Origin of the sequence: Bacteroides sp. UBA939, assembly GCF_002293435.1 — a bacterium.
In the GTDB taxonomy this organism is placed as follows: domain Bacteria; phylum Bacteroidota; class Bacteroidia; order Bacteroidales; family Bacteroidaceae; genus Bacteroides.
This window is the reverse complement of the sequence record NZ_DBDF01000163.1, coordinates 1-12,216: the sequence shown is the minus strand read 5'-3', so window position 1 is coordinate 12,216 and position 12,216 is coordinate 1. Positions and strand designations below refer to the sequence as shown.

Here is a 12,216-nt window from a genome sequence, read left to right as displayed (position 1 = left end):
CGCTATATTATCATTCATAGTATCTGTCATGCTGAGCGTAGTCGAAGCATCTCCTCCTCTGAAACACAAAGGAGAAGAAATCCTTCGACAAGCTCAGACTATTCTTCAATGAAATAATAAAAGAGGTTTTGAGCGAAGCTAATGAAAGATATTATAAGCTAATGAAAGATGAGTACTTAAATAGAATTATGTTAGGGATACACAAACAATAATAGCAAAAAGATAATGAAATAGCCTATCACCTAACACATCATTCCGCAAAAGAAGGAAAAACAGAGGCTGCAGGCACAATATTTTGTATATTTATACCGATATTCCATGTAAATCGTGACTGATATACAGAATTTATGCAATAAACGCCTATTCTTGCGCAAGCCAAATACATGCGGAACGAAAACCAGGCAATTCCGTGCGGGAATCATGTATATGCTGTGCGTGAACCACATATATGCCGTGCGTGAACCACATATATCTCGTGCGCGAACCGCATATATCCCGTGCGCAAACCACATATATCCCGTGCGCGAACCACATATATGCCGTGCGCGAACCACATATATGTCGTATAAAAAGGCACACTATCCGGCATGAATAGTCTTAATAATTCTTCCGACAGTTTTTAAAAACGTCCCGACAGTTTTTAAAAAACCTTCTGAACGTTCTTAAAAAATCCCCCGAAAATCATTAAAATCTCTCCAAAGAAATCTTCCGTATTTTTTAGAAATGTACAGATTTCGATATTCCACTAACTATCAACAAGATACGGATTTTTACTTCCGTATTTCCGCCCAACTCTTCCATCGGACGGAAATATCGCATTCTCAGGTGAATAAAAATACAAAATGTCATTATGAAACTAACTTCCACCCTCACTCCACCCTCGCGCCTGCCCTCACCTATTTAAACGCCGATGAATAAAGCGATACAAGAGAATAAAGTGAGACCGTGAGAATAAGGCGGTTCAAAACCCCGGGAGGGAGAATTGGAGAATAATTGTGGCGAAGTAGTTATACGTTATTCTTTTGCTTCTTCCTGTGGAATACGAATAGCAGTGTACAACTCCAATATGGCAGCAATCGTCAGACAGAGAATCCATTCATTGCCATGAGTGAAGAACATGAATGCGCCCGCAAGCACCATCAGCAATGCGGCAAAAATCTGTTGCCGGCGAAGGCGTTTTACGTTCGGACTTTTACTTGTAGAGGGAGAGTTTATTTGCACCAACGCCACCAAAGTAGCGCCAACCGTATAAACATAACGGGCTAATTCCCAGCCGGTGATATACACCGCCGCACCAAACAGCACCATAAAAGCGCCAATAATAAACAAAGCAGGTATCAGGGATTTCATTTTTCGAGGTCTTCTTCAAATACGTAAATATCTTCATTCGGCTTCTTCATCAGGTACTTCTCGCGTGCAATACGCTCAATAGCCCCGGAATCTACAGCCAACTCCTTCAGTCGTTCCGTGTTCTCTTCGTAGTCTTTCCGGTATTTCTCTATCTCACTGTTCAGGCGGCTGATTTCATTCGCATAGCCCATGCGGCGCACAATACTATTCTCGTCCAGAAAACCAACAATCACCACAAACAATACAATCGTAATCATGTACTTATACTTGCGGACAAAACTCCAGAGTGTAGCTAATTTATCCATCGACAGAACTGTTAGAATTTAGAGAATTAATAACTCATAAAGAAACCGGATATAGATTCTTCGCCTACAAAGATAAGAGGAATAACTGAGAAAATTCTTTTTTTTCACTACATTTGCACAAATTGTAACGAGCAAGAAAATACCGAGTTATGGAAAACTATATTGTATCGGCACGAAAATACCGCCCTGCCACCTTCGAATCGGTAGTGGGACAACACGCCCTGACCACTACGCTGAAAAACGCCATTGCCATCGGCAAGCTGGCGCACGCTTATCTGTTTTGCGGCCCCCGTGGCGTAGGCAAAACAACCTGTGCACGCATTTTTGCCAAAACCATCAACTGTATGAGTCCGACAGCAGACGGAGAAGCGTGCAACCAATGCGAATCGTGCACAGCGTTCAACGAACAGCGGTCATACAACATCCACGAACTGGACGCCGCATCCAACAACTCGGTAGATGATATCCGGCAATTGGTGGAACAGGTACGCATCCCACCCCAAATAGGGAAATACAAGGTTTACATCATCGACGAGGTACACATGTTGTCGGCTTCGGCTTTCAACGCCTTCCTGAAAACATTGGAAGAGCCGCCCCGCCATGCTATCTTTATTCTGGCAACTACGGAAAAGCATAAGATCTTGCCCACAATCCTTTCCCGCTGCCAGATATACGACTTCAACCGCATTACCGTGGAAGATACCGTTGCCCACCTGGCATACGTTGCCTCCAAAGAAGGAATTACCTCAGAACCGGAAGCATTGAACGTTATCGCACTGAAAGCCGACGGCGGTATGCGCGATGCCTTGTCTATCTTCGACCAGGTAGTCAGCTTCACCGGCGGGCATATCACTTACCAGAGTGTAATCGAGAACCTGAACGTACTGGATTATGAATATTACTTCCGTCTGACGGATCATTTCCTGGCAAACCAAGTCAGTGACGCTTTACTGTTGTTGAACGACGTCCTGAACAAAGGATTTGACGCCAGCCATTTCATTACCGGATTATCTTCGCATTTCCGCGACTTGCTGGTTAGCAAAGACCCTGCTACGCTGCCACTACTCGAAGTAGGCGCCAGTATTCGTGAACGTTATCAGGTACAAGCACAGAAATGCCCGCTACCTTTTCTTTATAAGGCAATGAAACTCTGCAATGACTGCGACCTGAACTATCGCGCCAGCAAAAACAAGAGATTACTGGTAGAACTGACTTTGATACAGGTAGCCCAACTTACCGCCGGAGATGACGACGTCAGTGGTGGGCGTAGCCCTCAACAAGCTATAAAACCAATATTCTCGCAGCCAGTTGCTGTTCAACAGCCACAAGCGTCTGCCACACCCCCGACACAAGTGTCGAACGTTGCAACGGCTCAAGTACAGCCGGCGCCACAGAACTATGTTGCACAACAGACAACCTCTGCCGTACAACAGACAACCTCCGCTGCACAACAGACAACCTCCGCTGCACCGCAAGCAGTTCCCGCAACACCGCAGTTTCAACAGTCCTCCGGAACACAGGCTAAAGAACAGAAAGTGCGCGTCGTAAATATGTCCGACTTGAGTATCTCTATCAAACATCCGCGTGTGGAAGAAGAGAATAAACAAGCTGTTGCCGCAACTCCCCAAGAAAGTGTACAACCTGAAGAAGACCTCGCCTTCAACGAAAAGGATGTGAACTTCTACTGGCAGGAGTATGCCGGACGCTTGCCTCAGGAGCAAGTAGCTCTCGCCAATTGTATGCGACTACTGCACCTGACAATGCAGGATGCCACTACTTTTGAAGTTGTAGTAGATAATAATATCGTCGCCAAGGAATTTACGGAACAGAAACAGGAACTACAGGATTATCTACGCATGCGGTTGAAAAACAGTAAAGCAACCATGACAGTACGCGTGAGCGACCCTGCAGAAAACGTTCGTCCTACCAACCGTGTGGAGCTATTTCAGATGATGGCGCAAAAGAACAGCGCCTTGTTACAACTAAGAGATGAATTCGGATTGGAGTTTAACTAAAGCCAATACTCTGTAAAACACAAGCAGCACTACCGGCTTTAACTCCTTAACTCCTANNTGATAACTCCTTTAACTCCTGAAGTATGAATAATATAGGTTAGTATAAGAGCCTGTTTAAATTTTACTCAGTGTTGTTTTGAGAGTTATTTCTGAGGAAAATTTAAACAGACTCTAAAATATTCCAATAATTATTCAATAAATAATTTTGTTTTTTCAGTATAATTATTATATTTGCAGATGAACAAATATAATATCTTTTATATTGAAAAAAGCCGCCATCATATCGGTGTTTGCAGGCATTCTGCTCTTTTCATCAGCAATAGAAGTGTATGCTTCTCTGACGAACAAGGAACTTATGGGCGTCTTACAATCACTTATACACAAAGACTTATCTTACGATTCCGGTACACTGATAGATTATATTATCAGCCGGATAAACAATCCGGTTCCGGCGATTCTGAAATCTTCAAAGGCGGAAGAAGTCTTATTGAAAGCAAATTACCAAAGCGATAAATCAGAGTTGGAAAGCAATACCGAAGAGAATAAAATCGTCATCGCTTTTATTATTTTCGGACTTGGCCTGTCGGTTTTCATATTAATATTAGTAATCCGGCTGAAAAGACAGAAGCAGAAAATCACCCTGTCAAAAGAGAGGTTGGGGCAGTCGCGGCGCAATGCTGAAAAGGCAATGTACACCAAGAGCGTATTCCTTTCTAATATGAGTCACGAAATACGTACGCCACTCAATGCACTTTCCGGCTTTTCATCACTACTGACAGAAGAAGGACTGGACAATGAAACACGGTTGCAATGTACGGAAATCATTCAGCAGAACTCCGAACTCTTACTGAAACTCATTAATGATGTTATCGACCTGTCAAGCCTGGAATTTGGGAAGTTGCAGTTTCACTTGAATAAATATGATGCCATAACTATTTGCAGGAATGTAGTCGATACTGTAGGAAAGGTAAAACAGACGCAGGCGGAATTACACTTTGTCACCCCATTGGAGAAGCTGTATATAGAAACTGACGCCTCGCGCCTGCAACAAGTGTTGATAAACCTGCTGATAAATGCAACCAAGTTTACCACCGAAGGCAGTATCACATTGCAATTGGAAAAAGCGTCGGAAGATACGGCTTTATTTTCCATCACGGATACAGGCTGTGGCATCCCCAAAGAAAAGCAGCCCTATATATTCCAGCGTTATGAAAAACTGAACGAGAATGCACAGGGAAGCGGCCTCGGTTTATCCATTTGCCAACTAATAATAGAACATGTAGGCGGCAGTATATGGATTGATCCGGATTATACGGAAGGTGTCCGCTTTTTATTCACACATCCAATCCGCCAGACAAACAATAGGAATGAAAGGAGAATCGAACATGATTAAATGCGCCGTCATACTGTGTTTCGTCTTAGAGAAAATCTACTCTATTTTTCCTGTAATAATCGGGATTGTACTGTTAATACTCATCATTTTTGCAGTTTACATGTATATCAGCCGGCAAAAATTGCAGAAAGAAGAACAGGAGGTAGCCCGGCTGAACCAAATTGCCGAAGAAGCCAACGAAATTAAAAGCCGCTTCCTGGCAAACATGAGCTACAATATCCGTATTCCTTTAAACAATGTCGTGGGATTTTCGCAGCTTCTCTCTACTGACTCGGAATTAAGCGAAAGCGAGAAGTTGGAATACTCCACCATTATCCGGGAAAACACTACCGAACTCATTCAACTGGTAAATGATGTGCTCGACCTCTCGCGCCTGGAAGCTCAAATGATGAAATTCCAGATACAGGATTGCGAAATAAGAGAGATGTGCAACGACTTGATATACATGGCACAAATGAATAGTAAAGAGCATATACGTATTGAGCTGGAAACCGATGTAGAAAGCCTGTGGTTCAAAACAGATGCTAACCGTTTCAACCAAGCTGTACTCAGCATGTTAGTATACCCCGTCGCCCAAGAAGCCGAACGCGATATAAAAATACAATTGAATAAAGAGGAAGAAAAGGGATTGCTGGTATTCCATATCACGAACAGCCCGCTATCCGACCCTGCATTTGCCTCCCAAAAAGTATTCGTGCGGCATAGAATCAATCAATTACTATTCGAACATTTTGGAGGCAGTTATGTGGTAAGTCCAAATAGTGAAGACGGGTATCTCATTACATTCACAATCTCATTCAGGATAGAATAAGAAATTGTACAGTACCTTCATTCAAAATAGAAAGTAAGCACAATCATGCGCGAAGTAACTTTATCGACAGACTGCGTGAACTTTAATAGCGACTGGTCGGTGAGGTCTTTACGGTCTTTATTAATCAAATTAGTCAATCCGAAACAAAACTTCAATTCAGGTATCAACTTGAAATAAGGCAGGTAGAAATCACAGCCCAAGCCCACTTCTACATAGCAATCGAAAGGTTTTACCAATAAAGCACCCTGCTTCTTTACGCTGAAATCATACGTAGGAGCAATGCCTGCCATAACATAAGGACGATAGTTGTTGAAACGTTCTGCAGCAAATTTCAAATCTATCGGAATGGAAAGATATGCCGATTTCATCGCCCGGGAATACTCTTCACCACTGGTATGCTCACGAAACACCACCTTCTTATCGCCAAAATGCAGAGTCGGAACTAAGCGTAGAGAAAGAAACTGATTCAGATAAAGTTCTCCCAACACTCCTACCGTGAATCCCGGAGAATATTCGGGAACATCAGCAAACCACGTCTCACCATCCTCTGTCACATAGCCTGTATTCACTAATTTATAATCCTGCGTATGAATACCTACCAGAAAGCCATAATGCCACCTCCGCTGGTCAATGTACGGGCGGTTTTGCACTTTGCGTTTCTGAGCCGAAGCACCGGAAGCAAGAAGCAAGGCAAAGAGTATCAGAGCTATTTGTTTCACACCCCTAAAACGTCAGAAATGACAGATTATTGCATTATCCACCTCAAATTCTCCCCGGCATTATTTAGACAACATACAAATTAAGTCATTTTAAACACGATTGATAACAAGTCTCCAATAAAAGCAGTACTTTTGCCGAACCAATTAGTACTAATAATTTAAACTTTAAAAAAATGGCTTACGTAATTAATGACAGTTGTGTTGCTTGTGGTACTTGTATTGACGAATGTCCGGTAGAGGCTATCTCTGAAGGTGATATCTATTCTATCGACCCCGAAACTTGCACAGAATGTGGTTCCTGTGCTGATGTTTGTCCGTCTGAAGCAATTCACCCGGGAGAATAATAACAACACTTAACAACACGAAAGAGTCCGGTTTCTAAGGAAACCGGACTCTTTCACTTTTATATAGCCTGTATCTTTTATACAACTTCTTATCTCAGCTCGGCCAATGCATCCTTAATACGACGAATAGCTTCTACAATATTCTCGTCACTGGTTGCATAGCTCATACGGATACACTCGGGCGCACCGAATGAAGCGCCGCCTACACAAGCCACATGGCCTACTTCCAGCAAATACATTGCCAAGTCGTCAGAGTTTTCAATCTTACGGTCGCCGGCAGCCTTACCAAAGAAAGAATCACACTTCGGGAAAAGATAGAAAGCACCCTGAGGTACGTTCACCTCAAAGCCCGGCACTTCTTTCGCCAACTTCACAATCAGGTCGCGACGGCGTTCGAAGGCTTTACGCATTTCCTCTACCGGAGCCTGACTTCCCAGATATGCAGCTTCAGCAGCTTTCTGAGATACAGAACAAGGACCTGAAGTGTACTGACCTTGCAACTTATTACAAGCTTTCACTATCCATTCCGGTCCGGCAATGAAACCAATACGCCAGCCGGTCATGGCATAAGCCTTGGAAACACCGTTTACAATTACCGTACGTTCCTTCATTTCCGGGAACTGGGCAATGCTCTGGTGCTTACCAATGTAATTGATATGTTCATAGATCTCATCGGCTATCACGATTACCTGCGGATATTTTTCCAATACGTCTGCCAAACCTTTCAGTTCTTCCTGAGAGTAAACCGAACCTGTCGGGTTTGACGGAGAGCAAAGAATTAACGCCTTAGTCTTAGGGGTAATGGCAGCTTCCAACTGTGCGGGAGTAATCTTAAAATCCTGTTCAATGCCGGCGGTTACAATCACCGGAGTACCTTCGGCCAATTTCACCATCTCCGGATAACTAACCCAGTATGGCGCAGGCACAATTACTTCATCACCCGGATTTACCAGTACCAGAATGACATTACAAACCGACTGTTTTGCACCATTGGCGCATGAAATCTGTGCCGCTGTATATTCCAGATCATTTTCTTTTTTCAGTTTCTCCACTATTGCATTACGCAAAGCCGGATATCCCGGAACTGGGGAATAGCGAGAGAAGTTATCATCTATCGCTTTCTTCGCAGCTTCCTTGATGTAGTCAGGAGTGTTGAAGTCTGGTTCTCCTACACTCAGGTTAATTACGTCAACGCCTTGAGCTTTCAACTCAGCGCTCTTTTGAGACATAGCCAGTGTCGCCGATGGTGACAAGCTGTTTAAACGATCCGATAATTGATTCATTTTTCTATTTATTTTATGGTTGTTGCATGAATTTAGCTACAAATTAAACACATTTACTTGAGATTAGAAAAGAAAAGGCCATCTTACTTATTAAAATGTAAAGTATGCCCCATACGTTCTTTCTTTGTACGCAGGTAACGTTCATTGTACGGATTGGGTGCCGATTCGATAGAAACTATTTCCATAATTTTCAGTCCATAAGCCTCCAACCCAACACGTTTTACAGGATTATTGGTCATCAACCGCATCTTGTGTACTCCCAGTTCGCGCAAAATCTGGGCGCCCACACCGTAATCGCGTTCATCGGCCAAATGTCCCAAACAAATATTGGCATCTACCGTATCAAGCCCATCTTCCTGCAATTTATAGGCTCTCATTTTTTCCATCAGACCGATACCGCGACCTTCCTGATTCAGATAAACAATCACCCCTTTTCCGGCCTTTTCAATCATTTCCATTGCCTTATGCAGTTGTTCACCGCAATCGCAACGTTTAGAACCGAAAATATCTCCTGTGGCACAAGAGGAATGCACTCTGACCAATATCGGTTCATCCTGTTCCCATGTTCCTTTGAACAATGCCACATGTTCCAGTCCATTAGACTTCTGACGAAATGGTATCAAGCGGAAGTGCCCGTATTCGGTAGGCATATCTACTTCCACGCCTTTTTCTACGATAGATTCCTGTTTCAAGCGATAGGCAATCATGTCGTGGATAGAGATTAACTTCAGGTTAAACTCGTCGGCCATCTTTCGCAATTCGGGCAGTCGCGCCATTGTGCCGTCTTCGTTCATGATTTCCATAAGAGCGCCTGCCGGATAAAGTCCTGCCATGCGAGCCATATCAATCACAGCTTCCGTATGTCCGGCACGACGCAAAACTCCTTTTTCCTGAGCATATAGCGGATTGATATGTCCGGGACGCCCGAAAGTTGCCGGTGTAGCTGCGGGATCGGCAAGCGCCTGTATGGTAGCTGCGCGGTCGGCAGCAGAGACACCTGTCGTACATCCTTCCAATTTATCAATGGTTACCGTGAAAGGTGTGCCCAGAACAGAAGTATTGTCACTTACCTGATGAGGTAAATCCAGTTCTTTACAACGCGACACTGTAATCGGAGCACAAAGTACTCCACGGGCATATTTCAGCATGAAATTCACTTTTTCAGGCGTAATCTTCTCCGCAGCAATAATCAGGTCGCCTTCGTTTTCGCGGTCTTCATCATCCACCACTATCACGAAGTTACCGGCCTTGAACTCTTCGATCGCTTCTTCTATCGTATCTAATTTCACTTTTTCCATTCTATATTCTTTTTTTATTTATCTCAGATTCTTTCCTATAACCTTAAATCCTTTTCTATTATCTCTTTAACCTCGCCATTGGTCTCGATAATCCGCCCCACATCTTTGCCTAACCGGATACGGAAAGCCCAGATACGGAAGTAAAAGAACAACCCAACCGGTACTACCAATCCGCAAAGCAGGCTTAGCCAATAGTTATCAACGGGACGCACATGAGCATAAACAGGAATAATAGGATAGTTATTCAACGCATTCATCAGATGAGCCGATTTAGTATTTGACATCTCATCAACCAATTCTTCCAAGCGTTCGCTTATCGCTACCATTTCTTCATCACGTGAATCTTCCATCCACAACTTGAAATAATTGGGAGCGCGCTTAAAGTTTCTCTTCTCAACGTATGCCCGGCAATCGGCAGAGAGAGCTTGTAGTTCAGCCGGCAAACGGGCATAGTCAGGATCTTGTATGATAACATCCTTACGGGACAAATGACGCACACTGCGAACTCCGGCAATCTTCTTAAACCAGTTGATATAAGCATCTGCGTTCAGTACTACCGAGTCGTTATTGGACTTATAAGTTAGGAATGCCCCCAACGGAGCTAATACGGCCGTACTTGTCCACATACCCATCCAGACAATCCACTGTCCGTCACGCGCCATCTTAAATCCCGTATTGTTAATGATATAATAGATGATAAAGATAAGTACGGATACCACAACCGGCATACCCAAACCGCCCTTGCGAATAATTCCACCTAAAGGCGCACCGATAAAGAAGAAGATAAGGCATGCCAGCGAAAGTGTCAGTTTCTCATGCCAGGACATCATGTGGCGCCGAAGGTTTTTCTCTGTGGCGATTACATTGTAACTCTTGAAATTCCAATCGTTTCCCGCACTCTCGGCACGGCTCACGGCAGTGTTCATTATCTTCTGTTTCTGCGACAAAGTGGCTACACTAAAAAGACTGTCTACATTATACTCGTTCAGGCGCGCCTGTTCTATCTTCAACGTATCGGCTTTCTTCAGATCTACCGGTATCTTATAAGTACTGTTTATCGCTTCATTAAAATAAACCCGCCCCACGCTGTCGTTCTCCACCTTCATGGAATCAATACTGGTCTGCAACATCTTCATATCTTTACTATTGGAGCTGCTGTTCATAACATCCGAATTCACCATATTGAAATCGGAGTCAAACTCGATGATAGCATGTTTTGCGCGAAATGCTTCCCGGCGATAAGGTACATTATTCTGATTCATGTTTTGCGACCTCAGGTTTTCGAATTGTTCGCCGCTATACAAATGCAGATATAAATGCTGCTTGTCTGCCGTCATTTCCAGCTTTCCCGAATCGGATTTGATAATTTGCGCATTCTCAAATCCTTTTTCAAAATTGTAAATCAGTACGTCATAAAGCATACCCGTCTTACGGTTCTTATGCTTTACGTATAAGTTGTACCCTCCTATTTCATCATAAAACACACCTTCGGGTATATCTAACTCCGGGGATTTCTGCCTCATCGACATAAGCAAAGTCCACAACTTGACTTGCGCTTTCGGCCCTATCACATTTTGGAAATAGAAAGAAATGCCACAGACGAGAATGATAAACACAATCAGCGGGCGCATAATCTTAAGCAATGAAATGCCCGCTGCTTTCATGGCAAGCAATTCAAAACGTTCACCAAAATTTCCGAAAGTGATAAGCGCCGCCAGCAGAACAGCCAACGGCAATGAAATCGGCACCAAAGTAAGAGCGGAATAAAAGAAGAATTGTGCAAGGATGCTCAATTCCAATCCTTTTCCTACCATTTCATCTACGTACTTCCATAGAAACTGCATCATGAAGATGAAAAGGCAAATGAAGAAAGTGCCCATAAAGAGCATGCAAAAGCTCTTTAGTATAAATATATCTAACTTTTTTATGCGCAGCATTTTACTTATTTCATGCAATGAAAACACAAAATTAGCATAAAAAAGGGAGTGTGGAAAGTTTTTATATCAAAGTTAACTAAAAACCGCACGTTCTCCGCAAAATATCAACTTCTGAGTCCCACAACTCGCACAGGTCTTGAACTTCATTCGCATCGGCAAAATCGGTGACTTCCAATACGAAATCGTTCGTCAGTTCATTATTTGTCATCTTTAATTCGAAATACTCCCGCTCGTTCTCATCATCCAACCAATGGAAGCGGATAAAAGAAAATGCACGTACGGCTATGATTTCCGCGTCACGATGTTCTGTCTTTCCCCAGAAGAAAGTGACAACCTTATCGTCCGATTGCACCCTGTCTGCAAACCAACCCTCCAAACCGGTAGGGGTGCTTATTGCAGACCAAAGAATGCTTTTTGATGTAGCATTTAAAAGGTATTCCCGATGAATCTTTTGTCTGTTCATAATCTATTTCCACTTTTTATTGCGTCTGCAAGATAGAGACTTTTTTCTAAATATAGAATATGTTTCTTCAAATTTATTAATATACATCTCCTTTTTTGTTGCATAACCCATTCAGATTGCTTCCAAAGGATACATTTATAAGGATTTGAATCTTGATTTTGCTTCTGATTGGCATTGTTATGAACAGAAAATATTCACAAATATTTTGGAGGTTTAAAGAAAAGCTCTATCTTTGCACCCGCAATCAAGAAATGATGGCGGGATAGCTCAGCCGGTTAGAGCGCATGATTCATAATCA

At 43.1% G+C, this 12,216-nt stretch carries 10 protein-coding genes and 1 pseudogene; 4 read left to right on the top strand and 7 right to left on the bottom strand.

What is annotated here, in order from left to right; genetic code table 11:
• Positions 1 to 1,014 precede the first annotated feature (1,014 nt).
• Positions 1,015 to 1,350, bottom strand: a complete 336-nt coding sequence (locus B2Z67_RS10325) for a hypothetical protein (RefSeq protein ID WP_291529748.1) — start codon at positions 1,348 to 1,350, stop codon at positions 1,015 to 1,017.
• On the bottom strand, positions 1,347 to 1,655 hold the full coding sequence (locus B2Z67_RS10320) for an FtsB family cell division protein (protein WP_291529747.1): 309 nt from the start codon (positions 1,653 to 1,655) through the stop codon (positions 1,347 to 1,349). The genes B2Z67_RS10325 and B2Z67_RS10320 overlap by 4 nt, the downstream gene beginning before the upstream one ends.
• 149 nt (positions 1,656 to 1,804) lie before the next feature.
• Between B2Z67_RS10320 and B2Z67_RS10315 the strand changes: the two genes are divergently transcribed.
• From B2Z67_RS10315 to B2Z67_RS10305, 3 genes and pseudogenes are all read left to right on the top strand, one after another.
• On the top strand, positions 1,805 to 3,670 hold the full coding sequence (locus tag B2Z67_RS10315) for a DNA polymerase III subunit gamma/tau (RefSeq protein WP_291529746.1): 1,866 nt from the start codon (positions 1,805 to 1,807) through the stop codon (positions 3,668 to 3,670).
• Positions 3,671 to 4,157: 487 nt separating this feature from the next.
• Positions 4,158 to 5,063 (top strand): annotated as a pseudogene (locus tag B2Z67_RS10310) (sensor histidine kinase); the annotation flags it as partial.
• A 121-nt stretch (positions 5,064 to 5,184) separates the two neighbouring features.
• Complete coding sequence (locus B2Z67_RS10305) at positions 5,185 to 5,874, top strand: sensor histidine kinase (protein ID WP_291529745.1); 690 nt, start codon at positions 5,185 to 5,187, stop codon at positions 5,872 to 5,874.
• A 17-nt stretch (positions 5,875 to 5,891) separates the two neighbouring features.
• Here the strand turns inward: B2Z67_RS10305 and B2Z67_RS10300 are convergent, their stop codons facing one another.
• The gene (locus tag B2Z67_RS10300; RefSeq protein WP_291529744.1) at positions 5,892 to 6,593 is read right to left on the bottom strand and encodes a porin family protein; all 702 of its coding nucleotides are present in this window, start codon (positions 6,591 to 6,593) and stop codon (positions 5,892 to 5,894) included.
• A 173-nt stretch (positions 6,594 to 6,766) separates the two neighbouring features.
• Here B2Z67_RS10300 and B2Z67_RS10295 point away from each other — a divergent pair, with 173 nt between their 5' ends.
• Positions 6,767 to 6,937 (top strand): DUF362 domain-containing protein, encoded by a 171-nt coding sequence (locus B2Z67_RS10295; RefSeq protein ID WP_291529743.1) that lies wholly within the window; start codon positions 6,767 to 6,769, stop codon positions 6,935 to 6,937.
• Positions 6,938 to 7,026: 89 nt separating this feature from the next.
• Here the strand turns inward: B2Z67_RS10295 and B2Z67_RS10290 are convergent, their stop codons facing one another.
• From B2Z67_RS10290 to B2Z67_RS10275, 4 genes are all read right to left on the bottom strand, one after another.
• Positions 7,027 to 8,220 (bottom strand): pyridoxal phosphate-dependent aminotransferase, encoded by a 1,194-nt coding sequence (locus B2Z67_RS10290; protein ID WP_291529742.1) that lies wholly within the window; start codon positions 8,218 to 8,220, stop codon positions 7,027 to 7,029.
• An 83-nt stretch (positions 8,221 to 8,303) separates the two neighbouring features.
• Positions 8,304 to 9,518: a bifunctional 3,4-dihydroxy-2-butanone-4-phosphate synthase/GTP cyclohydrolase II gene (locus B2Z67_RS10285; protein ID WP_291529741.1), complete on the bottom strand. Its 1,215-nt coding sequence runs from the start codon at positions 9,516 to 9,518 to the stop codon at positions 8,304 to 8,306.
• Between the two features lie 35 nt (positions 9,519 to 9,553).
• Positions 9,554 to 11,455, bottom strand: a complete 1,902-nt coding sequence (locus B2Z67_RS10280; RefSeq protein ID WP_291529740.1) for an LptF/LptG family permease — start codon at positions 11,453 to 11,455, stop codon at positions 9,554 to 9,556.
• Between the two features lie 76 nt (positions 11,456 to 11,531).
• Positions 11,532 to 11,918 (bottom strand): START-like domain-containing protein, encoded by a 387-nt coding sequence (locus B2Z67_RS10275; RefSeq protein WP_291529739.1) that lies wholly within the window; start codon positions 11,916 to 11,918, stop codon positions 11,532 to 11,534.
• Positions 11,919 to 12,216 lie beyond the last annotated feature (298 nt).